This is a genomic window from Streptomyces sp. G7(2002), from assembly GCF_028870195.1.
GTDB lineage: Bacteria > Actinomycetota > Actinomycetes > Streptomycetales > Streptomycetaceae > Streptomyces > Streptomyces nigrescens.
The window spans coordinates 7,824,296-7,848,321 of sequence record NZ_CP102609.1; the positions used below are offsets into that span (position 1 = coordinate 7,824,296).

20 protein-coding genes are annotated in these 24,026 nt (G+C 71.5%); 13 read left to right on the forward strand and 7 right to left on the reverse strand.

What is annotated here, in order from left to right:
- Positions 1 to 56 precede the first annotated feature (56 nt).
- Positions 57 to 794, forward strand: coding sequence for an SDR family NAD(P)-dependent oxidoreductase (locus tag NUT86_RS33545; protein ID WP_274739095.1), 738 nt, complete (start codon positions 57 to 59; stop codon positions 792 to 794).
- A 246-nt stretch (positions 795 to 1,040) separates the two neighbouring features.
- On the opposite strand, the gene NUT86_RS33550 is transcribed toward NUT86_RS33545, so the two are convergent.
- Positions 1,041 to 1,916, reverse strand: a complete 876-nt coding sequence (locus tag NUT86_RS33550) for a polysaccharide deacetylase family protein (RefSeq protein WP_274739096.1) — start codon at positions 1,914 to 1,916, stop codon at positions 1,041 to 1,043.
- 196 nt (positions 1,917 to 2,112) lie between these two features.
- On the opposite strand from NUT86_RS33550, the gene NUT86_RS33555 reads away from it, so the two are divergent.
- Positions 2,113 to 4,044, forward strand: a complete 1,932-nt coding sequence (locus NUT86_RS33555) for an APC family permease (protein ID WP_274739098.1) — start codon at positions 2,113 to 2,115, stop codon at positions 4,042 to 4,044.
- Positions 4,045 to 4,137: 93 nt separating this feature from the next.
- Here NUT86_RS33555 and NUT86_RS33560 read toward each other — a convergent pair whose 3' ends face one another.
- The gene (locus tag NUT86_RS33560) at positions 4,138 to 4,881 is read right to left on the reverse strand and encodes a hypothetical protein (RefSeq protein WP_266444542.1); all 744 of its coding nucleotides are present in this window, start codon (positions 4,879 to 4,881) and stop codon (positions 4,138 to 4,140) included.
- Positions 4,882 to 5,109: 228 nt separating this feature from the next.
- On the opposite strand from NUT86_RS33560, the gene ggt reads away from it, so the two are divergent.
- Positions 5,110 to 6,945: a gamma-glutamyltransferase gene (ggt, locus tag NUT86_RS33565; protein ID WP_274739100.1), complete on the forward strand. Its 1,836-nt coding sequence runs from the start codon at positions 5,110 to 5,112 to the stop codon at positions 6,943 to 6,945.
- A gap of 172 nt (positions 6,946 to 7,117) precedes the next feature.
- Positions 7,118 to 8,605 (forward strand): amidase, encoded by a 1,488-nt coding sequence (locus NUT86_RS33570; RefSeq protein WP_018090427.1) that lies wholly within the window; start codon positions 7,118 to 7,120, stop codon positions 8,603 to 8,605.
- Between the two features lie 71 nt (positions 8,606 to 8,676).
- Here NUT86_RS33570 and NUT86_RS33575 read toward each other — a convergent pair whose 3' ends face one another.
- From NUT86_RS33575 to NUT86_RS33585, 3 genes are all read right to left on the reverse strand, one after another.
- Positions 8,677 to 9,231, reverse strand: coding sequence for an isochorismatase family protein (locus NUT86_RS33575; protein WP_266444548.1), 555 nt, complete (start codon positions 9,229 to 9,231; stop codon positions 8,677 to 8,679).
- A 102-nt stretch (positions 9,232 to 9,333) separates the two neighbouring features.
- Positions 9,334 to 10,740 (reverse strand): MFS transporter, encoded by a 1,407-nt coding sequence (locus tag NUT86_RS33580; RefSeq protein WP_446750844.1) that lies wholly within the window; start codon positions 10,738 to 10,740, stop codon positions 9,334 to 9,336.
- A gap of 137 nt (positions 10,741 to 10,877) precedes the next feature.
- Positions 10,878 to 11,309 (reverse strand): MarR family winged helix-turn-helix transcriptional regulator, encoded by a 432-nt coding sequence (locus NUT86_RS33585; RefSeq protein ID WP_274739103.1) that lies wholly within the window; start codon positions 11,307 to 11,309, stop codon positions 10,878 to 10,880.
- A 183-nt stretch (positions 11,310 to 11,492) separates the two neighbouring features.
- Here NUT86_RS33585 and NUT86_RS33590 point away from each other — a divergent pair, with 183 nt between their 5' ends.
- Both NUT86_RS33590 and NUT86_RS33595 read left to right on the forward strand, forming a co-directional pair.
- The gene (locus NUT86_RS33590) at positions 11,493 to 12,335 is read left to right on the forward strand and encodes a nitrilase-related carbon-nitrogen hydrolase (RefSeq protein WP_018090430.1); all 843 of its coding nucleotides are present in this window, start codon (positions 11,493 to 11,495) and stop codon (positions 12,333 to 12,335) included.
- Complete coding sequence (locus NUT86_RS33595) at positions 12,332 to 13,648, forward strand: aspartate aminotransferase family protein (RefSeq protein WP_274739106.1); 1,317 nt, start codon at positions 12,332 to 12,334, stop codon at positions 13,646 to 13,648. Before NUT86_RS33590 ends, NUT86_RS33595 begins: the two co-directional genes overlap by 4 nt.
- Before the next feature lie 165 nt (positions 13,649 to 13,813).
- Here the strand turns inward: NUT86_RS33595 and NUT86_RS33600 are convergent, their stop codons facing one another.
- A complete protein-coding gene (locus NUT86_RS33600) occupies positions 13,814 to 14,698 on the reverse strand; it encodes an ABC transporter substrate-binding protein (protein WP_159485230.1) in 885 nt (294 codons plus the stop codon).
- A gap of 372 nt (positions 14,699 to 15,070) precedes the next feature.
- Between NUT86_RS33600 and hydA the strand changes: the two genes are divergently transcribed.
- From hydA to NUT86_RS33615, 3 genes are all read left to right on the forward strand, one after another.
- A complete protein-coding gene (gene hydA, locus NUT86_RS33605; protein ID WP_018090433.1) occupies positions 15,071 to 16,477 on the forward strand; it encodes a dihydropyrimidinase in 1,407 nt (468 codons plus the stop codon).
- 11 nt (positions 16,478 to 16,488) lie between these two features.
- The gene (locus NUT86_RS33610) at positions 16,489 to 17,490 is read left to right on the forward strand and encodes a TIGR03842 family LLM class F420-dependent oxidoreductase (RefSeq protein ID WP_159485228.1); all 1,002 of its coding nucleotides are present in this window, start codon (positions 16,489 to 16,491) and stop codon (positions 17,488 to 17,490) included.
- Positions 17,491 to 17,621: 131 nt separating this feature from the next.
- Complete coding sequence (locus NUT86_RS33615; protein ID WP_274739108.1) at positions 17,622 to 19,184, forward strand: NCS1 family nucleobase:cation symporter-1; 1,563 nt, start codon at positions 17,622 to 17,624, stop codon at positions 19,182 to 19,184.
- Between the two features lie 83 nt (positions 19,185 to 19,267).
- Here the strand turns inward: NUT86_RS33615 and NUT86_RS33620 are convergent, their stop codons facing one another.
- Entirely contained in the window at positions 19,268 to 20,503 is a 1,236-nt protein-coding gene (locus NUT86_RS33620; RefSeq protein ID WP_274739110.1) for a helix-turn-helix transcriptional regulator, read from the reverse strand.
- Positions 20,504 to 20,966: 463 nt separating this feature from the next.
- Between NUT86_RS33620 and NUT86_RS33625 the strand changes: the two genes are divergently transcribed.
- The 4 genes from NUT86_RS33625 to NUT86_RS33640 all read left to right on the forward strand — a co-directional run bounded on the left by NUT86_RS33625 (position 20,967) and on the right by NUT86_RS33640 (position 24,024).
- Positions 20,967 to 21,224: a hypothetical protein gene (locus NUT86_RS33625; protein ID WP_018090437.1), complete on the forward strand. Its 258-nt coding sequence runs from the start codon at positions 20,967 to 20,969 to the stop codon at positions 21,222 to 21,224.
- Between the two features lie 600 nt (positions 21,225 to 21,824).
- Positions 21,825 to 23,000: a protein-L-isoaspartate(D-aspartate) O-methyltransferase gene (locus NUT86_RS33630; RefSeq protein WP_274739111.1), complete on the forward strand. Its 1,176-nt coding sequence runs from the start codon at positions 21,825 to 21,827 to the stop codon at positions 22,998 to 23,000.
- A gap of 306 nt (positions 23,001 to 23,306) precedes the next feature.
- The gene (locus NUT86_RS33635; RefSeq protein ID WP_159485214.1) at positions 23,307 to 23,534 is read left to right on the forward strand and encodes a hypothetical protein; all 228 of its coding nucleotides are present in this window, start codon (positions 23,307 to 23,309) and stop codon (positions 23,532 to 23,534) included.
- Positions 23,512 to 24,024: a DUF6879 family protein gene (locus NUT86_RS33640; protein ID WP_274739112.1), complete on the forward strand. Its 513-nt coding sequence runs from the start codon at positions 23,512 to 23,514 to the stop codon at positions 24,022 to 24,024. Before NUT86_RS33635 ends, NUT86_RS33640 begins: the two co-directional genes overlap by 23 nt.
- The last annotated feature ends 2 nt before the right edge of the window (positions 24,025 to 24,026 follow it).

Sequence of the window (24,026 nt, forward strand, 5' to 3'; positions counted from 1 at the left end):
TCCCTTGGGTGTTCCGGCTGTTGCCGTGGAACGTGTGCCGGGGCGGGGGGTGCCCGATGAGCCGGGCGGTGCTGGTGACCGGGGCGTCGCGGGGGATCGGGCGGGCGGTGGCCGAGATCTTCGCCGCGCACGGGGACCGGGTCGCGCTGCATTACGCGTCGCGGCGGGCGGCCGCGGAGGAGGCGTTCGCGGGGCTGGCGGGGAGCGGGCATGTGCTGGTGCAGGGGGATGTGAGTACGCCCGAGGGCGCGGCGGCGCTGGTCGACGCGGCCGTGGACGGGCTGGGCGGGGTCGATGTGCTCGTCAACAACGCGGCCGCGAACGTGGCGCACCCCCTGGACCGCACCTCGTTCGAGGACTGGCAGAGCGCCTGGCGGCAGGTCGTGGACGTGAATCTGCTGGGGGCGGCGCACGTCAGCTACTGCGCGGCGCGGAACATGATCGAGCGGGAGGTGGAGGGGCGGATCGTCAACATCGGGTCGCGGGGCGCGTTCCGCGGTGAACCGGATCACCCGGCGTACGGCGCGTCCAAGGCGGCGCTGCATGCGATGGGCCAGTCGCTGGCGGTCCACCTGGCGCCCTACGGCATCGGTGTGGCCTCCGTGGCTCCGGGATTCGTGGCGACCGAGCGGGTCGCGGACCGTCTCACGGAGGACGTACAGCAGCAGAGCCCGTTCGGCCGGGTCGCCGCCCCCCGGGACGTGGCGTCCGCCGTCCACTACCTCGCCTCGCCCGAGGCGCTCTGGTCCTCCGGGGCGGTGCTGGACATCAACGGGGCGTCGCATCTGCGCTGAGAACGGGGAAGCCCCGGCCGAACGGGGGAATTCGGCCGGGGCGGTTTCGGGGGGCGCGGGCGGCGACGGCGGTGGCCTCCGGGCCTGCTGCCGAGCGGCGGTGGGCCGGCTTCCCGGAGAGGGCCGTGCGGCACCCTCGGGACGGCACCCGCTTCCAATTGAACGATAAACCATTGGGTCGGTTTTCGGCCACCTGGTGACCGCTCCCACCCGTGACCGGCCCCGCCGACCCGCGCGGGCCCCTCGTCAGGGCTCGATACGGATCGGCCGATAACCGTCGTCCAGCAGCCGCGGCAGATACCAGTCCAGTGCCTCGACGGTCTGGCTGCGCTCGCCGCCCCCGTCGTGCGACAGCACGATCGCCCCGGGGTGCATCTGGTCCAGGACGGTGTAGGCGATGGTCTCCGCGCCGGGGACGGTCCAGTCCTGCGAGTCGACCGCCCAGCCGACGGGAGACATGCCCAGGGCGTTGCAGATGCTCAGCGAGGTCTCGTCCCAGTCGCCGTACGGGGCGCGGGCGAGGTCGGGAGCGGCGCCGAGGACGTCCTCGATCAGGTCGCTGGTGCGGCCGAGTTCGCTGCGGACGAGGCCCGGCGGCAGCGTGGTGAGCTGCGGATGGGTCCAGGTGTGGTTGGCGACGGCATGGCCGTCGTCGGCGAGGGCGCGCAGCAGGTCGGGGAACTCCAGGGCGTTCTCGCCGATGACGAAGAACGTGGCGCGGGTGTCGTGGCGGCGCAGGATCCGCAGGATTTCGGGGGTGTGGGCGGGGTGCGGCCCGTCGTCGAAGGTGAGGAAGATTTCCCGGCGGTCGGTGGACAGACGGAAGGCGACATCGGGGTGCGGGGGTGAGGCGCCCGGCCCGGAGCGGGAGGTCTCGCCGGCCATCGGGCGGAGCCGGAACGGGCCCGGGGCGCTCGCCGGGCCGGCGTACTCGGCAGGCAGCGGCGGCCCGGCCGAGGTGGCAGGTGGCTGCGTCGGACGGGTCGGGGCCGACGGCCGCGGACCGGTCTCCGGAGCGCCGCCGTCGGAGGAGAACAGGACCCGGGCGGCGGAGAGCGCACCGACCACGACCGCGGCCTGCAGGAACTTCCGCCGGGTGCGCGTATGCCTATCGGAGTCCACCCCTCACGTGCTCTCACGCGGCCTTCGGCGGGTACGGGAGCGACACCGGGGCGGGCGGGTTCCGTACCCGATCGGCCCGCACCCGCGGGCCGCCCCGGCAGCCGCCGCCGGAGGGCGCCGGAGCACCGGCCGCGATGCGGCGCGGGCCCGCGAGCCTCCCTCTCCCGCTGCCGGGCGGCCCATAGCTTGTCCGCCTATGAGCCAATTCTTCAGGCCGAAGCGGATGATGGTGGGCCGTCCGCTGGACAGTGCGCGGCTCGGTGAGACGCTGCTGCCGAAGCGACTGGCGCTACCGATCTTCTGCAGTGACCCGCTGTCCTCGGTCGCCTATGCCACCGAGGAAATCCTGCTGGTCGTCGGCCTCGGCGGGATCGCGCTGCTCCACCTGACCTGGTACGCCGCGGCCGCCATCGTGCTCGTGCTGGTCGTGGTCGTGGCGTCCTACCGGCAGACCTGTTACGCCTATCCCAGCGGCGGCGGGGCGTACCGCGTCAGCGCCCAGAACCTCGGGCGGAGCGCGGCGCTCACCGCGGCCAGCGCGCTGCTGGTGGACTATGTGCTGACCGTCGCGGTGTCCGTCGTCTCCGGCGTCGCCGCGATCACCTCCGCGATCCCGTCCCTCGGCGGCCATGACGTGGCGCTGTCCGTCGGGTTCGTGGCACTGCTGGCCCTGATGAATCTGCGCGGGGTACGGGAATCGGGCCGGGTCTTCGCCGTCCCCACCTATGGATTCGTCTTCTTCATCTACCTGATGTTCGCGTTCGCGGCCGTACGGATGGCCACCGGCGCGCATATCCGCGCCGAGTCCGCCGACCTGCCGCTGCACGCCGTCTCGCCCTACACGGGGCTGGCGCTGGTCCTGCTGGGGATGCGCGCCTTCGCCTCCGGCTGCACCGCGCTGACCGGTGTCGAGGCGATCAGCAACGGAGTGCCCGCCTTCCGCCGGCCGAAGAGCCGCAATGCCGCCACCACGCTGCTGGTCATGGGGTTCTTCTCGGTCACCATGTTCGGCGGGATCACGATTCTGGCCATGCTCTACGACGTGCATGTCGCGGTGCAGCCCACCGAACTCGGGCTGCCGCCGGGCACCCCGACCTCCACCGCGCTCGCCCAGATCGCCCGGGCCACCTTCGGCGACCTCGACACGCTCTTCTACCTGCTGCAGGCGTTCACGGCCGGGGTGCTGATCCTCGCCGCCAACACCGCCTTCAACGGCTTCCCGATGCTGGCGTCGATCCTCGCCGAGGACGGGTTCGTGCCCCGGCAGCTGCACAACCGCGGGGACCGGCTGGTCTTCTCCAACGGCATCATCCTGCTCGCGCTGGCCGCGATCGGGCTGATCATCCTGTTCGACGCGGAGCTCACCCGCCTCATCCAGCTCTACATCATCGGCGTCTTCGTCTCCTTCACGCTCTCCCAGACGGGCATGGTCCGGCACTGGCGGAGCGTCCTCGCCGCGCCGGGGCTGCCGTCACGGGAGCGGGCGCGGCACCGGCGCTCCCAGGCGATCAACGCGGTCGGCGCGGTGCTCACCGGGGTGGTCCTGATCATCGTCCTGATCACCAAATTCCTGCACGGCGCCTGGATCGTGGTGATCGCCATGCCGCTGCTGTTCCTGGGGATGCGCGCGATCCACCAGCACTACGGGCGCCTCGAACGGGAGTTGGCGGTCGCCCCCGGCGCCCGGCCCTGGGAACCGGCCGGGAACCATGTGCGGGTGCTGGTCAACTCCCTGCACGCGCCGACCCTCAAGGCCCTCGGCTATGCCCGCGCGATGCGTCCCACCTCGCTGGAGGCGCTGACCGTCGCGGTCGAGCCCGGCGATGTGCGGGAGCTGCGCGCGCAGTGGGACGCCCATGACATCGACGTACCGCTCCAGGTGCTCAGCTCGCCCTACCGGGACTTCACCGGGCCGGTGATCGACTACATCCTGGATGTCTGTGCGCGGTATCCGGGCGGCGCCGTCACGGTCGTCATCCCCGAATACGTCGTCGGACGCTGGTGGGAGCAGCCGCTGCACAACCAGAGCGCACTGCGGCTGAAGGCCCGGCTGCTGTTCACGCCGGGCGTGACGGTGGTCAACGTGCCCTATCGGCTCCCGTCCGGCAAGGAGCCGGGGGAGGCGTAGGGGAGGTGTAGGGGGAGGGGCCGGGGCCGCACGGGCCGTGGGCCGGCGCGACGCCCGCGGCCGGCGGGCCGGATCACCGCCACCCCGCCGGGCTCAGGCCGCCGCCCGGTGCCCCTTCGGCTCCGCGGCCGTGAGCGCGGCCTTGGTGACATCCGCGACCAGCTCCACGACATCGGGCCCGTACGCCTGCGAGTTGACCACCTTCAGCAGCAGACAGAACTGGCCATCGGTGCCGTGCTTCCGGGTCAGCCGGGCCCGGTTGCGGACGAGATGCCGGACCGCGGCCCGGTGGGTGACCGGGCGCTGGCCGGCCGCCAGGAACACCGGGCGGTCGCCCTCTCCGGCGGTCAGCCGGGCCAGCAGGACATATTCGACGGCGCCGGGCTCCATCCGGTACGTCGAGCCGCCGATCGTGAAGGTGCCGCGGCCCGCGCCGGACTCGTCACCGGGGTGCACCGCGACACCCGGCAGCAGATTCGCCAGATGGGCCGCCAGCCGGCGGTGCGCGGTCGGGTCGCCGACGCAGAACTCGGTGCGCGCCCCGAAGCCCTGGAGACCGGTGTCGTGCGGGGCGACCTCGGGGTGCGCACCGCAGTTCTCGATCACCGCGGCCAGTCCCAGCAGCGCCAGCGCGTCATGGCGCGGGATGCTCCAGTGGGCCGAGGAGCTGTCCCGGTGGGTGACCAGGACGCACTCCGAACCGCCCGGCAGCCCGAAGAAGCCTTGCTCACGGGTCAGCTTCCGGCGGGCCACCGCGGATTGCACGGCCCAGCCGGCGGCCAGCCCCACGATCAGGGCCGCGGCCGCCACGGTCAGGAGCAGCAGGGTGTCGTCCATGGGCGGGGAGCGTAGCGGCATTCCGGGTGGGTGTTCGAGGGCGGGGCGGGCGGCTGGGACGGCTTGTCCCGGTCCGTACGGGCATACCTGATCCGTACGGAAACGGGCAGCTGATCCCGGCCGCCACCGGGGGCCCGTGCCCGAAATGCCCTCTGTCGGCGCGGTGTTGCCGCGAGTAGGCTCCGGGCCCCTGCCGCCCCCGTGCACCCTCTTGGAGGAAACCCCGGTATGACCAGAGCCCGACGCCTCACCGTCCTGGGAGCAGTGGCCGCGCTGGCCGGCTCCCTGGTGGTGGTCCCGGCCGCCGCCGGATCCGCCGCGCCCGCGCGGCCCGCCCCCGTGGACCGGGACCGCGCCACCACCGTCACACCGGAGAAGACCCCGGTCGCCGTCGGCCACGGCGGGGCCGTCTCCAGCGTCGACCCGGATGCCTCGGCCGCCGGTATCTCGGTGCTCAAGAAGGGCGGCAACGCCGTCGACGCCGCGGTCGCCACCGCCGCCGCGCTCGGCGTCACCGAGCCCTACTCCGCGGGCATCGGGGGCGGCGGCTACTTCGTCTCCTACGACGCCCGGTCCAGGACCGTACGCACCCTCGACGGCCGGGAGACCGCCCCGCGCTCCGCCGGCAAGGACCTCTTCCTGGAGAACGGCACCCCGCTCCCGTTCGACGACGTCGTCACCAGCGGGCTGAGCGTCGGCACCCCGGGCACCGCCGCCACCTGGGACACCGCCCTGCGCAAATGGGGCAGCCGCTCCCTGCACCAGGTCCTGCGTCCCGCACAGCGGCTGGCCGCGGACGGCTTCACGGTCGACGAGACCTTCCGCCGGCAGACCGCGGACAACGAGGCGCGCTTCCGCGACTTCCCGGCGTCCGCCCGCCTCTACCTGCCCGGCGGCAAGCTCCCGGTGGTCGGCTCCACCATGAAGAACCCCGATCTTGCCCGTACGTACCGGGAGTTGGCGACGAAGGGCGTCGGCGCGCTCTACGACGGGGCGCTCGGCCGGGACATCGTCCGCACCGTCCGCAAGCCGCCGGTGCGCGCCGGCTCCCCGCGCACGGTACGGCCCGGCGATCTGACCGCGGGCGATCTACGGGCCTACCGGGTCCTGAGCCAGGCGCCGACCCACACCGGCTACCGCGGGCTCGACGTCTACGGCATGGCGCCGTCCTCCTCCGGCGGCACCAGCGTCGCCGAGGCGCTCAACATCCTGGAGAAGAGCGAGGTCTCCCGGCTGAGCGAGAAGCAGTACCTGCACCGCTTCATCGAGGCGGCCCGGATCGCCTTCGCCGACCGTGGCCGCTGGGTCGGCGACCCGGCGCAGGAGGACGTCCCGACCAAGGGCCTGACCTCCCAGCGGTTCGCCGATGCCCGCGCCTGCCTCATCCACGACAACAAGGCGCTGACCAGCCCGCTCGCGCCCGGCGACCCGCGCCACCCCGAGCGCTGCGGTACGGGCGGACGGGCCGCGCCGACGACGTACGAGGGGGAGAACACCACCCATCTGACCGTTGCCGACAAGTGGGGCAATGTCGTCGCCTACACCCTGACCATCGAGCAGACCGGCGGCAGCGGCATCGTCGTCCCGCACCGTGGTTTCCTGCTCAACAACGAGCTCACCGACTTCTCCTTCGCGCCCGCCAGCGCCTCCGTGCATGACCCGAACCTGCCCGGGCCCGGCAAGCGGCCGCGCTCGTCGATGTCGCCGACGATCGTGCTGCGGCACGGCCGGCCGGTGGTGGCGCTCGGCTCGCCCGGCGGCGCGACCATCATCACCACCGTGCTGCAGACCCTGGTCAACCACCTCGACCGCGGAATGCCGCTGGTCGACGCCATCGCCGCACCGCGTGCCAGCCAGCGCAACGCGGCCCGGACCGAGCTCGAACCCGGCCTGTGGAACAGCCCGCTCCGCCGGCAACTCGAAGCGATCGGACATGCCTTCAAGGAGAACCCCGAGATCGGCGCGACGACCGGCGTCCAGCGACTGCCGGACGGCCGCTGGCTGGCCGCGGCCGAAAAGGTACGGCGCGGCGGCGGCTCGGCGAGGGTCGTGCACCGGTCGTAACGCCCGCGGCGCGGGAGCCGGATGTCACACCGCCGACACGGACGGACCGCTGTGTGCCGTCCGTGTGTCGTCGATGTTCCGCTCCGCGCGGCGTCGTTGATGGTCATGGCGGTGGCGATTAGCCTCCTGGGACCGTTCGTTCGAATGAGCGGTCCCAGGGAGGGCACGCAGCGTGAGCGTTGACGAGAGCCAGGACAGCGAGACCGGGCAGGTCCCGGCCCGGCACATCGGTGCCACGGCGGGCGAGTTGGAGGGCCTCGCCGAGCAGGCACGGGCGCTCGCCGAGGGCCGGGTGACCTCGACCGCGCTGGTACGGCGGTCGCTGGAGCGCATCGAGGCCACCCAGGGCACCGTCAACGCCTTCCGGCGGGTACGGGCCGAGGCGGCGATGGCGGAGGCCGCGGAGGCGGACCGCAGGCTGGCGGCCGGGGAGCGGCTGCCGCTGCTCGGGGTGCCGGTCGCGGTCAAGGACGACACCGATGTGGCGGGCGAGCCGACCGCGTTCGGCTGCGCCGGAGAGTTCCCGCCCAAGGAGCGCGACGCCGAGGTCGTCCGGCGGCTGCGCGCGGCCGGCGCCATCATCGTCGGCAAGACCAACGCCTGCGAGCTGGGGCAGTGGCCGTTCACCGAGGGCCCGGCCTTCGGCAACACCTGCAACCCGTGGAACCTCGCCCACACTCCGGGCGGCTCGTCCGGAGGTTCGGCCGCCGCGGTCGCGGCCGGGCTGGTCCCCGCCGCCCTCGGCACCGACGGCGCCGGCTCGGTCCGTATCCCCGCCGCCTGGTCCCATCTCGTCGGCATCAAACCCCAGCGCGGCCGCATCTCCACCTGGCCGGACCCCGAGGCCTTCCAGGGGATCACCGGTATCGGACCGCTGGCCCGTACGGTCGAGGACGCGGCGCTGCTGCTGGACGTGGCCAGCGGCAACCACGACGGCGATCTGCACCGGCCGCCCGCCATCGCGGCCCGCGAGGCCGCCGGCCGCGACCCGGGACGGCTGCGGATCGCGCTGTCCTGGAAGGCGGCCTTCACCTTCACGCCCAAGCCGCTGCACCCCGACGTCCGGGCCGCGGTGACCGGTGTGGCCCGTACGCTGGCCCGCCTCGGGCACTTCGTCGAGGAGGCGGAGCCGGACTACGGGCTGGTCGGGCTGGCCTTCGTGCCGCGTGCCACGGCCGGGGTGGGGGAGTGGGCGGACCGGGTCCCCGACCGCTCGCTCCTGGACCGCCGGACGCGGGAGGCGGCCCGGATGGGCCGGCTGCTCGGCGGGCCCGTACTACGCCGGGCGCGCGCCGCCGAGAAGCGCCAACAGCGGCGGATCGGCGCGCTGTTCGGCCCCTACGACGTGCTGCTGACGCCGACCACGGCCACTCCGCCGCCGCGGATCGGCACCCTCGCCAAGCTCAGCGGCTGGCGTACGGATCAGGCCATGATCGCCGCCTGCCCGTATGCCTGGCCGTGGAATGTCCTCGGCTGGCCGGGGGTGAGCGTCCCCGCCGGGTTCAGCACGGACGGTCTGCCGCTGGGCGCCCAGCTGCTCGGCCCGGCCCACGGCGAGCCGCAGCTGATCTCGCTGGCCGCCCAGCTGCAGGACGATCTGCGCTGGCACGAGCGGCGCCCGGCCGGCCATCCGGTGCCGTACGACGGGGTCCGGCCCTGAGGTGCGGGGGCGGTCGGCCCTGAGCTGCGGAGGCGGACCGCCCTGGGCCGCCGGGGCCGACGGCCAGGGCCTCAGCCGAGGAGGGTGAGGACCTCCTCGGTCGTGCCGGTCTCGCCCAGCCGCGGGAAGATCCGCTCCAGGCTGTTGCGGTGCGCGTCGGCGTCCAGGTCGGTCATCGCGTCGGTGGCGAGGGTGACGTGGTAGCCGTGCTCGTACGCGGCGCGGGCGGTGGACTCCACACCGATGCTGGTGGCGATGCCGCCGAGGACGAGCTGGGTCACGCCGCGGCGGCGCAGCTCCCGGTCCAGGTCCGTGCCGTGGAAGGCGCCCCACGTCTGCTTGGTGACGGTGAGGTCGCCGGGCCGCCGGCCGAGCTCGGGCACCAGCTCCGCCCAGTCGGCGGGCGGCTCGCCGGCGGGCCGCGCGGACTCGGTACGGCCGGGGGCGCCGCCCGTGACGTTCACCAGGACGACGGGCAGCCCGCGCGCCCGGAACGCGGCGGCCAGCCGCGCGCCGCGCTCGATGACCTCGGCGGCCGGCAGGGGCGCGGTGGGCAGACCCGCGATGCCCTTTTGCAGGTCGATCAGTACCAGGGCGGTCGTGGCGTCGAGGGTGGTGACGGGCATGTGGGGCTCCTAGTGGGGTGGTGACGGGGGATCAGGGAGGGTGCGGGTGCGGCCGGAGTGGCGCTCCGGCCGGAGCGGCGCCCCGGGCATCGATGGCCGGATTCAGCCGCCGGTCCGGGGCGCTTCGGTCCCGGGCTCGCCGCTCCGGGGCGGGCCGGTCTTCCGGGGCTCGCTGTTCCGGGGGACGCCGTTCCGCAAGCTGCGGTCGGCGAGGGTCAGGGCGAGCAGCAGCAGACCGAGCACGACGCCGGTCACGGCGATCGCATGCAGCCCGGAGGCGCGCGCCCCGTACAGCAGCCCGATGAGGCCGGCCGCGGTGATCGCGCCGAGGTACTGGGCGGTGCGCTGCAGCCCGGCGGCCGCGCCCACGCCGTCGGCCGGGGCCTGGTCGTAGACGGCGGCCTGGTTGCCGGTGGCGGCCAGCCCCTGCGGGATGCCGAAGAGCGCCCCGGCGCACAGCATCGCGACCAGCGGGCTGCTGCCCCGCAGCAGGAGGAGGGTCGCGCTGCCCAGGGCGAGACAGACAGCGGCCACGGTCAGCGGCGCGCGGATGCCCTTCGTCCGGGCGCCCGCGAGCGAGCAGCACGCCGCCGCGCCGGACATCGGCAGCAAGATCAGACCGGCGTGGAACGACGAGAAGCCGTGCGCCTCTTCCAGCCACTGGCTGAAGCCGTAGAGCACGCAGTAGATGACGAGATAGGCCAGCCCGTGCCGGAGGTAGGTGCGGACCAGCGCGCCGTTTCGGGCAAGCATCCGCAGATCGAGGAACGGCGCCGGATGGCGCAGCTGCCACCACACCAGGACGCCCGCCAGCCCGCCGGCCGCCACCGGCAGCGGCCACCGCGGGTCCTGGAGGCCCAGCAGGAAGAACATCGCGCAGGTCAGCGTCGCGGCGAAGAGCACCATGCCCAGCGGGTCGGACGAACCGGCGGGGGTGGTCTTCGCCCCTCCGCCGCCCGCGTCCTTCGGATCGGCCGGAAGCCAGGCGAGTGCGCCGAGCAGGGCGAGCAGCCCCAGCGGGATGTTGACGGCGAACACCGCGCGCCAGCCCGCGGTCGCGGCGAGCAGCCCGCCGAGGGTGGGACCGAGGGCCGCGCTGCCCAGCGCGGCGAGCGAGAGCCGCCCGAGTACGGAGCGGGGCGTGGGCCGGCCCACCCGTCGCGATTCGCTGCGCAGCAGCGCCATCGCCGCGGGGTAGGCGGCCGCGGTGCCGATCCCGAGCACGACCCGCGAGACGATCAGCAGCGTGAAGCCCGGCGCGAGCGCCCCGAGGAGGCCCGCCGCGCAGACCGTCAGCGCACCGGCGGCGAACACCCGGCGGGGGCCGATGCGGTCGGCGAGCCGCCCCAGCGCCGGCTGGCCCACCGCGCTGGACAGATACATCGCGGAGACGAGCCAGGCGGTGCCGGCCGGGCCGACGTGGAAGTCCTGGCCGATGGCCACCAGGGCGGTGGCGATCATCGTCGAGTTGAGGGGGTTGAGCAGCGAGCCGAGCAGCAGCGGTGTCATCAGCCGGGCGCCGAACGGGCGGCCGGAGGCGTCGGATGCACCGGGAGCGGCGGTCCGGCCGGTCCCGCGCGCGGTGGCGACCGCCGGGGAAGCGGCCGCCTGCGGTGCGGCACCCTCCCGCTCCGGCTCGGCGGTGTTCATTCCGGCATCAGCCGCCGCATCAGCTCGGTGGCCGTCGCCAGGGTCCGCCGCTCCTCCGCGGTCAGCCGCTCGGCGATGGCCACCGCCAGCCAGTTGTGTTTGGCCTGCCGGACGAGGGCGAGCATCCGCCGGCCCTCCTCGGTGAGGGAGAAGACGACCTGGCGGCCGTCCGTCGGATGCGGGCTGCGGACCAGGATGCCGCGCTCCTCCAGCGCCCCGACGGTCAGCCGCATGGACTGCGGACGGACCAGCTCGGCGCGGGCCAGCGCGGCAATGGTGGCCTCGCCCCCGGTGTCGATCCGGCCGATCACCGCCCGCTGGGTCGCGGTGAGCTCTCCCTGCGGTGAGGCGGCGCGCAGCTGCCGCATGAGCAGGGAGACGGTGGCGCTCAGCTCCGTCGCGAGACGTTCGTGGTCCTTTTCGGGCATACCGCCAGCGTAGGAGAACGACAGGTAAACTTGCAAGTTTGCCTGTTGAGCTGGACCGGGTCCCCGGGCCGCGCCACGCGAGAGATGGTCTTGCCACGGTGCGTGACGGGGCCTACGGTCACCTCCACACGCGTAGATCCCGCGCGGGCTGCAGGGCTGAACGCATCGACAAAGGAGCAGCTCATGGCCGATGTTGTGCGTGCCGCACTGGTCCAGGCGACCTGGACCGGCGACACCGAATCGATGATCGCGAAGCATGAGGAGTACGCCAGAGCGGCGGCCGCGCAGGGCGCGAAGGTGATCGGCTTCCAGGAAGTCTTCAACGCTCCGTACTTCTGCCAGGTCCAGGAGCCCGAGCACTACCGCTGGGCCGAGCCGGTGCCCGACGGCCCGACCGTCCGGCGGATGCAGGACCTGGCCCGCGAGACCGGCATGGTCATCGTCGTCCCCGTCTTCGAGGTCGAACAGTCCGGCTTCTACTACAACACCGCGGCCGTCATCGACGCCGACGGCACGTTCCTGGGCGCCTATCGCAAGCACCACATCCCGCAGGTCAAGGGCTTCTGGGAGAAGTACTACTTCAAGCCGGGGAACGCCGGCTGGCCGGTCTTCGACACCGCCGTCGGCAAGGTCGGCGTCTACATCTGCTACGACCGTCACTTCCCCGAAGGCTGGCGGCAGTTGGGCCTCAACGGCGCCCAGCTGGTCTACAACCCCTCCGCCACCTCCCGCGGCCTGTCGGCCTACCTCTGGCAGCTGGAGCAGCCCGCGGCCGCGGTCGCCAACGAGTACTTCATCGCGGCGATCAACCGGGTCGGCGTCGAGGAGTACGGCGACAACGACTTCTACGGCACCAGCTACTTCGTCGACCCCCGGGGACAGTTCGTCGGCGATGTCGCCAGCGACTCCAAGGAGGAACTGGTCATCCGGGACCTGGACTTCGCCCTCATCGACGAGGTCCGCCAGCAGTGGGCCTTCTACCGCGACCGCCGCCCCGACGCGTACGACGGGCTGGTGCAGCCGTGACCCATGACCCCGCGGGCCTGCACGCCCGCCACCAGGCCGTCCTGCCCTCCTGGCTCAGCCTCTACTACGAGCGGCCCCTCGAACTCACCCATGGCGAGGGCCGCCACGTCTGGGACGCCGAGGGCAACCGCTATCTCGACTTCTTCGGCGGCATCCTCACCACCATGACGGCGCATGCGCTGCCCGAGGTGACCAAGGCCGTCAGCGACCAGGCCGGCCGCATCATCCACACCTCGACGCTCTACCTCTCCCGGCCCATGGTCGACCTGGCGGAGCGGATCGCGGCGCTCTCCGGCATCCCCGACGCCCGGGTCTTCTTCACCACCTCCGGTACGGAGGCCAATGACGCGGCCCTGCTGCTGGCCACCACGCACCGCCGCTCCAACCAGATCCTGGCGATGCGCAACAGCTACCACGGCCGGTCCTTCTCCACCGTCGGCATCACCGGCAACCAGAGCTGGTCGCCCACCAGCCTCTCGCCCCTGCAGACGCTGTACGTCCACGGCGGGGTGCGCAGCCGCGGCCCGTACGCGGAGCTCAGCGACGGTGCGTACATCGCGGCCTGCGTCGACGACCTGGAGGACATGCTCCAGCAGACCGCGGGCGGGGTCGCCGCGCTGATCGCCGAACCGGTCCAGGGCGTCGGCGGATTCACCATGCCGCCGGACGGTCTCTACGCCGCGTTCCGCGAGGTGCTCGCCCGGCACGGCATCCTCTGGATCAGCGACGAGGTGCAGACCGGCTGGGGCCGTACCGGCGACCACTTCTGGGGCTGGCAGGCGCACGCCGACAACGGTCCGCCCGACATGCTGACCTTCGCCAAGGGCATCGGCAACGGCATGTCCATCGGCGGGGTGGTGGCCCGCGCCGAGGTGATGAACTCGCTCTCCGCGAACTCCATTTCCACCTTCGGCGGCAGCCCGGTCACCATGGCCGCGGGCCTGGCCAACCTCGGCTACCTCCTCGAACACGACCTCCAGGGCAACTCCCGGCGGGTCGGCGGTCTGCTCATCGAGCGGCTGCGGGCGGTCGCGGCGGGCCTCGATCTCGTACGGGAAGTGCGCGGCCGCGGCCTGATGATCGGCATCGAACTGGTCCGCCCGGGCACCGACGAGCGCTCGCCGGAGGCCGCCTCCCTGGTCCTGGAGGCTGCCCGCGAGCGCGGTCTGCTGATCGGCAAGGGCGGCCAGGGCGGCGCCTCGCTGCGGATCGCGCCCCCGATGACGCTGACCGTCGCCGAGGCGGAAGAGGGCGCGGATCTGCTGGCGGACGCACTGCGGACGGCACAGGGGCGGCTGGCGGCCCCGGCATAAGGAACACGGCGGGGGCGGGGGCGTCGCCGGGCGCGAAGCCTCCCGCCTGCCCACTGCCGATGTCCGTGGGGGGAACAGGGTATGCAGTGCCGGACGACACGGGCCCGGCCGGACCGCGCAGGGCAAGCCCCGGCCCCGGAAGGCCTCATGCGGTCCCGGAAGGTCTTATGCGGCCCCGGCGGCCTCGCGCACCGTGTCGGCCACCAGGGTGAAGAAGCGCGTGTGGGCGCGCCGGCTGCACGGGGCCTCCGGGTTCCACGGCAGCAGCCGGGACCGGGCCTCGATCGCGCGCCAGTGGGCGTCGGACCGGAGTTGTTCGGGCCGGGCGGCGTTGGCCCGTACGTCCATCAGCACGATGTCCGGCTCCATCGCCGCGGCGTCCGCCCAGCCGACGGTGGACCAGTTCACCCCGGCCCCCGCCGCCGGCTGCAGCAGTCCCACGCCGTGTTCGGTCAGCGCCCGCAGATCCGGCCAGGAGCTGGGCCGGGCCAGATGCACCCGCTCCGGGCCCGCGGGCGACAGTGCCAGCACCCGCGGCCGTACCGCCCCGCCGGTCGCCTGCCGCAGGGTGTCCTCCGCGGCGTCCAACTCCCGTGCGCGGACGAGGGGTTCGCCCTGGCCGAGCGAGCCGGCGAGCGCCGCGAACCGTTCGCGCACCTCGGCCAGGCTCCGGCCGGGGCCCACCGCGACGGTGGCGACCGGGACATGAGCCTCCAGCTCCAGGGCGGTCTTCGGCTCCAGCCCGTAGACCTGCTCGCCGTCATAGGTCACGGCCACCACGAGGTCCGGGCGCGCCTCCAGCAGGGTGTCCGGGTGCAGCGCGCCGCCCGAACCGAGGTAGGGGATCTCCGCGAGCGGCAGCTCACCGCCCTTGGCGGGATCGGGGGCGGCGCCGTCGTGCTGGGACCCGAAGAGCCCCACGGGGCGTATGCCGTGGTCCCACAGCGTCGCCCCCGCCTGTATGTACGTCACGATCCGAAGCGGCCGGTCACCGGCCACCGCCAGGCGCCCCCGGTCGTCGGAGAACTCCCACGGTGTGCTCTGTTCCATGAACCCGCCGCCTTTCCGATCCGTCCGTCAGAATGCCGGGCCGCCCCCAGGGTTCGCCCGCCGGTGTCGGCGGATATCTGCCCATCGCGCCACTCCCGCACCCCTCCCGCGGCCGCCGTGCCCACCGCCTCCGCGGCCCGCGTTGAACCGTCCAGCTGATCATCGGTGCAACACGAACGTCTCCGCTGATTAACGGTCACGGTATTGCCACCGTGGGTGACATGCTTCTACGGTCTCCTTCTCGACCGTGATCTACGGGTGTAGACCGGTTGTGGCGTGGCGTCAGCGGAGCAGACCTGCCGAGGGGATGGTGCGCGTCGAGCTCCGCCTTCCCGTGCCGCCGATGTCGCTGGTGTGGAAGGGAGCAGGATTGTGAGCCGTACGGTCGTTCAGGGCGGACTGGTGATCACCGCCGCCGATGAGGTCCACGCCGATGTCCTGGTGGAGGACGGCCGGGTCGCCGCCCTCGCGGCGCACGGCAGCCCCAGCGCGGACGGCTGGGCCGGGGCGGCGGACCGTGTCATCGACGCCACCGGCAAATACGTCATCCCAGGGGGCGTCGACGCCCACACCCACCTGGACTTCCCCTTCGGCGGGACCTTCTCCTCCGACAACTTCGAGACCGGGACCCGCGCCGCGGCCTGGGGCGGCACCACCACCCTCATCGACTTCGCGGTCCAGTCCCGTGGCAAGTCGCTGCGCGCCGGCCTGGACGCCTGGCACGCCAAGTCCGACGCCCAGTGCGCCATCGACTACGCGTTCCACATGATCCTCTCGGACGTCAACGAGCACACCCTCAAGGAGATGGACCTCCTGGTGGCGGAGGGCGTCACCTCCTTCAAGCTGTTCACCGCCTACCCCGGCGTCTTCTACAGCGACGACGGACAGATCCTGCGTGCCATGCAGCAGTCCGCCGACAACGGCGGGCTGATCATGATGCACGCCGAGAACGGCATCGCCATCGACGTCCTCGTCGAACAGGCGCTGGCCGCGGGCCGGACCGATCCGCGCTACCACGGCGAGGTCCGCCGGGTCCTCCTGGAGGCCGAGGCCACCCACCGCACCATCCAGCTGGCGCGGGTGGCCGGCGCCCCGCTCTATGTCGTCCATGTCTCCGCCGAGGAAGCCCTCGCCGAGATCGCCCAAGCCCGCGACAAGGGGCTGAACGTCTTCGGCGAGACCTGCCCGCAGTACCTGTTCCTGTCCACCGACAACCTCGCCGAGCCGGACTTCGAGGGCGCCAAGTACGTGTGCTCCACGCCGCTGCGGCCGCGTGAGCACCAGGCGGCGCTGTGGCGCGGGCTGCGCACCAACGACCTCCAGGTGGTCTCGACCGACCACTGCCCGTTCTGCTTCCAGGGGCAGAAGGAGCTCGGCCGCGGCGACTTCTCCAAGATCCCGAACGGGATGCCGGGCGTGGAGAACCGGATGGACCTCCTCCACCAAGGGGTCGTGGAGGGCCGTATCAGCCGCCGCCGCTGGATCGAGATCGCCTGCGCGACCCCGGCCCGGATGTTCGGCCTCTACCCGAAGAAGGGCACCCTCGCCCCCGGCTCCGACGCCGACCTCGTCATCTACGACCCCACCGTCGAGCAGACCGTCTCCGCCGAGACCCACCACATGAACGTCGACTACTCGCCGTACGAGGGCAAACAGCTCACCGGACAGGTCGAAACCGTCCTCTCCCGCGGTGAACTCGTCCTCGACCGGCGGGAGTTCACCGGACGCGCGGGACACGGGCAGTACATCCCGCGCGGCACCTGCCAGTACCTCATCTAAGGAGCGCCGCTGTGGACTTCGGAGTTGTCCTGCAGGCCGACCCGCCCGCTTCCGCCGTTGTGTCCCTGATGCGCCGCGCCGAGCGCAACGGGTTCCGCTACGGCTGGACCTTCGACTCGACCGTGCTGTGGCAGGAACCGTTCGTCATCTACAGCCGCGTTCTGGAACACACCGAGCGTCTGATCGTCGGCCCGATGGTCACCAACCCCTCCACCCGCACCCCGGAGGTCACCGCCTCCACCTTCGCCACCCTCAACGAGATGTACGGCAACCGCACCGTCTGCGGCATCGGGCGCGGCGACTCCGCGATGCGGGTGGCCGGGCGCCCGCCCAACACCCTTGCCCGGCTGGGCCAGGCGATCGGAGTCATCCGCGATCTGGCCGAGGGGCGGGAGGCGTACGTCGGCGAACACCGGATCAAGATCCCCTGGATCAAGGACGGCAAGCTGCCGGTCTGGATGGCCGCCTATGGCCCCAAGGCCCTTGCCATGGCGGGCCAGTTGGCCGACGGATTCATCCTCCAGCTCGCCGACCCCTTCCTCACCGAGTGGATGATCAAGGCCGTACGGCAGGCCGCGGTGGACGCCGGCCGCGATCCCGCCGAGGTGACGATCTGTGTCGCCGCCCCCGCCTACGTGGGCGAGGACCTCGCACACGCCCGTGAGCAGTGCCGCTGGTTCGGGGGCATGGTCGGCAACCACGTCGCCGACCTCGTCGCACACTACGGCGAGCACTCCGGCATGGTGCCGGACGAGCTGACCGCGTACATCGAGTCCCGGGAGGGCTACGACTACGCCCACCACGGCCGGTCGGGCAACCCGGACGCCGGCTTCGTGTCGGACACCGTCATCGACCGTTTCTGTCTGCTCGGCCCGGCCGCCGCGCACATCGAAAAGCTGCGGCAGCTCCAGGCGCTGGGCGTGGACCAGTTCGCGCTCTACGCCATGCACGACGCCAAGGAATCCACCATCGACGCCTACGGAGCAGAGGTCCTTCCCGCGTTCGCCGACTGAACGGGGCCCGGTGCGCGGCGCGTTGATGCCTTGCGCGCGTCGCGCCCGGGCCGCCCGCCGGGCGCGGCGACCGAGCCCTCCGCCGCGCCGGCCGGCGACCGGCGGCCCGCACCCGGACGAAAGGTCCCCGCATGTCCGCGCCCTCCTCACCCGTGCCGCCGGAACTCCCCATAACACCAGCGGGCCAGATCACCGCCCCGGACGGCCGCGTCGAACCGGCGCCGGGCGCCATCGCCCCGCACGGCCGGTACGTCAATGCCGATCTGCGCCCCGTGCCGCTGGCCGAACGCCGCTGGACCACCTACAACTTCGCGGCCCTGTGGGTCGGCATGGCCCACAACATCCCCTCCTGGACCCTCGCCTCCGGCCTGGTCGCGCTCGGCATGGACTGGAAGCAGGCGGTACTGACCATCGCGCTGGCGAACCTCGTCGTCCTGGTCCCGATGCTGCTCACCGGGCATGCCGGCCCCAAGTACGGCATCCCCTTCCCGGTGCTCGCACGGGCGTCGTTCGGGCTGCGCGGCGCCAACCTGCCCGCGCTGGTGCGCGCCGCCGTGGCCTGCTGCTGGTTCGGCATCCAGACCTGGATCGGCGGCCAGGGCATCTACATCCTGCTGGGCAAGGTCTTCGGCGGCGGCTGGGCCGGGGCCACGGAAATCGCCGGCTATCCCTGGACCCTCTGGCTGTGCTTCCTGGTCTTCTGGGTCGTCGAACTCGCCATCATCTACCGGGGCATGGAGACCCTGCGCCGCTTCGAGAACTGGGCCGCGCCCTTCGTCCTCGTCGGCGCGCTGACGCTGCTCGGCTGGATGGCGGCCAAGGCGGGCGGATTCGGCCCGCTGCTGGACCAGCCGAGCACACTGGGCTGGGGCGAGGACTTCTGGCCCGTCTTCTTCCCGTCTCTCATGGGCATGATCGGTTTCTGGGCCACCCTCTCCCTCAACATCCCCGACTTCACCCGCTTCGGGGCCGGTCAGCGGGCCCAGGTCTGGGGACAGTCCCTGGGGCTGCCGACCACGATGACCGCGTTCGCCCTGCTCTCCGTACTGGTCACCTCGGGCTCGCAGGCGGTGTACGGGGCGCCGATCTGGGACCCGGTCGCGCTGGCCGGCAAGGCCGACAATGTCTTCGGCCTGCTCTTCGCGCTGGTCACCGTCCTGATCGCGACGATCTCCGTCAACATCGCGGCCAATGTCGTCTCGCCCGCCTACGACCTGGCCCATCTGGCGCCGAAATTCATCAACTTCCGTACGGGCGCGCTGATCACCGGCGTGATCGGCGTGATCATCCTGCCGTGGAAGCTCACCGCCACCCCCGAGCTGTACATCTTCACCTGGCTCGGAGTGGTCGGCGGACTGCTCGGCACCGTGGCCGGCATCCTCATCGCCGACTACTGGATCATCCGCCGCACCGTCCTCGACCTCGCCGATCTCTACCGCCCCGGCGGCCACTACTGGTACACGGCCGGCTGGAACTGGCGAGCCGTCCTCGCCTTCGTCATCGGCGGACTCCTGGCGGTCGGCGGCTCCTACTCGCACCCCGGCAAGGGCCCCTTCCCCACCGACGGTCTCCTCCCCTTCCTCAAACCGCTGGCCGACTACGGCTGGGCGGTGGGGCTCGCCACGGCGCTGGCGCTCTATACGGTGCTGATGACCACTAGGGCACCTGGCCGTGAGCAGCCGGACAGATCCTAGATTCTGACCACCCGGGGCCCTGGGCTCGATGCAAGACAGCCCCTTCCTGCGCATCGAGGAGGGGGCCACAGTCATGTCCGGTCTCAGGCGGCGGGGTACTCCCCGAGGAGCGCCGCTACCTCCGGCACCTTTCGGAAGGGCTTCAGGCTCTCAAGAACCACCCGCGCCCGGTCGGCCGTTCGCTCAGAGGCCCCGCCGGTGGAAAGAGCCAGCATGCGTTCTGCGGTTGCCGCCGCTTCCTCCGGCTCGTTGGCGTCCGCATAGGCCACCGCCAACCATGAGAGATAGAGCGCCAACTCGCGTGCGTGTGTGGTGTTGTAGCGGTCCAAGACCTGGGTGAGGAGTGGAACGGCACGAAGCGGCCTATGCAGTTCCGTGTAGACCCTGGCGTCCATGACCTCCAGCTCGTCCACGGACACCCAGTAAGTCCAGACTGGTTCATCCGCCCCGTGCTCATCCGTAAGCGCTTCATGGGCCTGGCCCAGTGCCTGAATCGCCTCTTGAGGGCGGTCGGCCCTTGTGTGTGCCCATGCCACGCGGTCCAGGAACAGTGCGCGTGCGCGGGGTGGAGCGTCCGGCCCGGCGGCGTCAACGGCAGCCACCGCCATCTCCACGGCATCACGGGGATCACCCTGATTGGCCACCTGGTAAGCGAGCGTGCCCAGAAGCTGACCCGCCAGGGTGCCATCTCCGGCTTTCTGCGCGGCAGAGAGGCCCAGACGGTAGACCTTCTCCGCCTCCGCGTACTCTCCGGCGTCGCTGGCCACCCAACCCGCAATCTGGGCCAGCTCCGCAATCCCCCGGAGTAGATCCCGCCCAACGGCTTCTGTGTGCGTGGTCGTTCGGAAGAGGTCCACCGCGGACCTCACATCACGGCGTGCGCGCCCGATCAGGTCACGTCCGTACACCACGTCGTCCGCCAATCGCAGGCCGTGGACCCGGTTGGCCAGGTCCACCACCGTGGACCGCCCGATCCGTCGGCCGGGGCCGTCGGCCAGCGGGGCGAACGGGTCACCAGGCGGGAGAAAGTCGTCCACCGTGCGCGGTTCGGCTGGGGCGGTCGCCTCCTCTGCAGCCGTTGCTGTCTCTAGTTCCTCCCTGGACACCCCTAAGACGGTGGCCAGGAGGGGCAGCCATTCGCGCGGTTTCCGCTTCCCTGCCTCCCACCGGTACACGTCCTGGCGACCCAGGGAGGCATTCAGCCCCAGTGTGGGGAGATCGCGGGCAACTTCGTTCAGCTTCTCCGCCAGGCGATCCTGCGACCAGCCGCGCGCTTTGCGGAGGCGACTGATCATTGCCCGGATGGTCTCCCCAGTCATGACCCCAGTCTGGCCTACGCAGAGGCATACACGCAGGCCGCTCCTGAAGCGCAAGAGGGCCGGAATGCTGTCCGTCATGGCAGGTGACCCGCGCAGAGAAGCGGAAGCATCGGACGACGGCGCCTTGACGGCATGGGACACGACGGCCCTCCGATGGGAGAGACGACGGTGGCATCTGGAGGCGTCGGCGCCGCCGCACAACCCGTACGCGGAGCCGAGTCGTGCCCTCATGGCGCGCACGCCGGCCGGGTTATGGAGCGTGCGTCATGGCTGCCGCTGATCGCGCCCCGGCCGTCATGGTGTCTGCCGGTCCGGAGTTGGAACCCGTCGCCGTTCCGGGGTGCGACGTGTGCCAGTCCTGCGACCGGGAGAGGGCGCCGGCACGCCGGGACGGACGCTCGTTGACCGTCCGGAGCTGTAACGCCGTTATCGCGGGCCATCCACACGGAAGGGAGGTACGGGCATGACCACGACTGAGACGCAACCCGCGTCCTTCAGATCACCCGAAGAGCTCACGGTAGGGACGGTCGTCTTTGACCGGGACGCCGACATGGTGGCCGTGGTCCGAAAGGTGAAGGGCCTGATGGTCGACCTGGAGCGGCCTACGGGTCTTATCTGGGGCGTGGCGTACGCGCGCCTGCGGCCCGGCACGCGGCGCGAGGAACGACAGCTTCAGGCCTTGGCGAAGCTCCAGCGGGCCAGGAAGCGGGGATTGCCGTGACCTGCACGAAGTGCGCTGAGCTGGAACGTGATTTGGAGGCGGACGAAAGGGTCGGCGACATGACCAGAGCGGTTGACTGCCGGGTGCTGCTCCGGCGTCACCCGCAGCACGACGGGGCGGCCGTGGAGATCGGTGCGCTACCGCCCACGAGAGGCGACGAGAAATGAGCCGGCCGCTTGGTGCCCGTAAGCCCAGGGGGGATCTGAAGAAGACTGCCCTTGTGACCAAGGACGATCAGAGCGCGGGCAAGCAACGCGACGAGAAAGCCGCCCTGTTGGACCGGATGCGGGAGCGCATCCACGGCAAGCCGACGAACGGCTAGCCCCCTGAATTCCGTCCCCCTGCCGGATGTCCGTTCCGGCGCCCCCGCGTGCTGAGTGATCCCGACAGGGGGGCGGGTAAGACCCCCGGCCGACTCCCATGGACATCGGCAGCCGGCCGGGTCAACCATCGGTGAAGTCACCTGGAGGAACAGTGATCACGATCCTTGCGAACAACGGTGGCGACAAGCTCCCGGGTGAGCCGTGGCCGGGCCCGCAGCCGTCCCCGACCCCGGACGGTGGCCCCGGCGTCCCCAACCCGCCCAAGGTTGCGTGAGCAGTGACCACCGACGCACACAAGGAGCGCCCCAGCCTGGACGGGTTGGGGCGTGCCCTCATGTCTTCCGGGGCCCTCTCCTCCGACTGGGCCCCCTCGTACGCGGCCGTTCCCCGCTCCACCGTGTTGCCGGACCTCATGTGGCCGTTCGACATGGCGGTCGGCCGGAGCGTGGCCGTTTCCAGGGCGGACGACCCCGCCAAGTGGCAGGAGTATGCGGACTCCGACGTACCGATCGTCACTCAGTGGGACGACGGGAAGCACACCGGCACCGAACCGGGAAACGTCCCCACGAGCTCCGCGTCCATGCCCTCCGTGGTGTTCCGGATGCTCCAGGACCTGGACCTCCAGCCGGGCCACAAGGCATTGGAGATCGGCACCGCCACCACCTGGAACGCGTTGCTCATGGCCCACCGTGCGGGGCCGGGGTGCGTGACCACGGTGGAGGTGGACCGGGTGGTGGCCACAGCCGCCATGGCGACGGTGGAGCGGCTGGGAATCCCCCTTCACGTTGTCCACGGCGACGGGTTCCAGGGCTACTTGGAAGGGGCGCCGTATGACCGGGTGATCGCTACGTGTGGTCTCCGGTCCATCCCGTTCGCGTGGGTGGAGCAGTGCCGGCCCGGCGGGGTCATCGTGGTTCCGTGGGGGACGAACTACAGCCACGCCGACGCCGTGGCCCGCCTGGTCGTGGCCCCGGACGGAGCGAGCGCGTCCGGGAAGTTCACCGGTCCCGTGGAGTTCATGAAGCTCCGGTCCCAGCGGTTTGCCCACCGGGCGCATTCCGATTACGTAGAGGGGAGCGTGGCGGACGGCGACGAGTCATCCACGACGATCACGGAAGCGGAGTTCGTCGGGGACCAGTTCGGCCCGGAGCGGTTCGCCATGGGGCTCCGCGTCCCCCAGTGTTCGTACGTCGTGGCGAACAAGAGCGACGGCGCACGGCCGGTCTGGTTCTACAGCCTGAGTGACGACTCATGGGCGTGTGTGCAGTTCCGCGACGGGAAGCCGGCCCGTGTGTGGCAACAAGGCCCCCGCCGGCTCTGGGATCACGTGGAGAACGCGTTCCGCTGGTGGGTCCACCGCGGAAAGCCGGACCACACCCGGTTCGGCCTGACCGTGACCGCCGAGGGCAAAAGGGTATGGCTGGACGATCCGGCCGACTGCTGGGCTCTTTGAGACTGCCCCGTCCGTGTGCTGCCCGCGTGGTGCATGGGCGGGGCCCTTTCCCCTGTCCGGCTGTGTCCGCCTTGATGCGGCCGGGCAGCGGGCGGACGGCCGCGGACACGACGAGGGACCCGCCCTCCACGAAGGAAGGTGGGCCTTGACAGGTCCGGGCGTATCCCGGCTACCCGGGAGTGCACCGATGCCCCTGCCACCTGCTCATCGGACAAGTGGGCAAGTTTGGGCAAGTTCCTTTTGCCCGTGGGCCGTCCATAGCAAGCTCTGTCACAGAGATCGTCATCTCCGACCGAGGAGGACATCATGACTCTGCACAAACTCGGCAAGGACCCCGAGAGCCCCAGCGGGGGGTCTCCCACGATCTACCTGGATGACGCAAAAGATACGTACCTGGTCCAAGGGCTGAAGGTCGAGGACGCAGACCGCCTGACTCAACTGGACCTTCCCACTCATGAGACGGTGGTCGAGATCCCCCGACGCATGGTGCAGTTCTTTTTGGAGGTGAAGGGTGACGCAGGCCCCGACGTTTGATTCCCTGTTCCGCAACTGCCAACGCTCGGCAGTCCACTTGGAGATGCGGGACGGGTACATGAGGTCCGATCCCGCCTTCATCGACTGGGCCGCGGGGAAGGCCATCGACCCCGCAGAACGTTGGCGAGGCTGGCTCGACATCGTGAAGGAGGCGACAGGACGAGGAGTATCGGTCCGTCGCGCACGCATCGTCTCGGAGCCCGTCTCCGACTACATCCGCTTCGAGCACTCGGTCACCGACGGGCTCAACATCAACGCGGGAGAAGAAGTCGGCTGGCTGCCACGCCAGCAGGCGACGGAACTGGCTCTGCCGGGCAATGACTTCTGGGTCTTCGACGACAAGGCGGTGCTGGTCAACCACTTCGATGGTGATGGCGACTCGCTGGAGCACGAGTACACCGAGGACCCCCAGTTGGCATCCTTCCTCTCCTCAGCGTTCGAGAAGGTCTGGGACAAGGCTGTCCCCCACGCGCAGTACCGGTTGGTGTGACG

Coding starts and splice junctions, on each gene's coding strand:
- NUT86_RS33545 (WP_274739095.1), top strand. CDS start 57: ATGAGCCGGGCGGTGCTGGTGACCGGGGCGTCGCGGGGGATCGGGCGG.
- NUT86_RS33555 (WP_274739098.1), top strand. CDS start 2,113: ATGAGCCAATTCTTCAGGCCGAAGCGGATGATGGTGGGCCGTCCGCTG.
- NUT86_RS33560 (WP_266444542.1), bottom strand. CDS start 4,881: ATGGACGACACCCTGCTGCTCCTGACCGTGGCGGCCGCGGCCCTGATC.
- ggt (WP_274739100.1), top strand. CDS start 5,110: ATGACCAGAGCCCGACGCCTCACCGTCCTGGGAGCAGTGGCCGCGCTG.
- NUT86_RS33575 (WP_266444548.1), bottom strand. CDS start 9,231: ATGCCCGTCACCACCCTCGACGCCACGACCGCCCTGGTACTGATCGAC.
- NUT86_RS33580 (WP_446750844.1), bottom strand. CDS start 10,740: ATGACACCGCTGCTGCTCGGCTCGCTGCTCAACCCCCTCAACTCGACG.
- NUT86_RS33585 (WP_274739103.1), bottom strand. CDS start 11,309: ATGCCCGAAAAGGACCACGAACGTCTCGCGACGGAGCTGAGCGCCACC.
- NUT86_RS33590 (WP_018090430.1), top strand. CDS start 11,493: ATGGCCGATGTTGTGCGTGCCGCACTGGTCCAGGCGACCTGGACCGGC.
- NUT86_RS33600 (WP_159485230.1), bottom strand. CDS start 14,698: ATGGAACAGAGCACACCGTGGGAGTTCTCCGACGACCGGGGGCGCCTG.
- NUT86_RS33615 (WP_274739108.1), top strand. CDS start 17,622: ATGTCCGCGCCCTCCTCACCCGTGCCGCCGGAACTCCCCATAACACCA.
- NUT86_RS33620 (WP_274739110.1), bottom strand. CDS start 20,503: ATGACTGGGGAGACCATCCGGGCAATGATCAGTCGCCTCCGCAAAGCG.
- NUT86_RS33625 (WP_018090437.1), top strand. CDS start 20,967: ATGACCACGACTGAGACGCAACCCGCGTCCTTCAGATCACCCGAAGAG.
- NUT86_RS33635 (WP_159485214.1), top strand. CDS start 23,307: ATGACTCTGCACAAACTCGGCAAGGACCCCGAGAGCCCCAGCGGGGGG.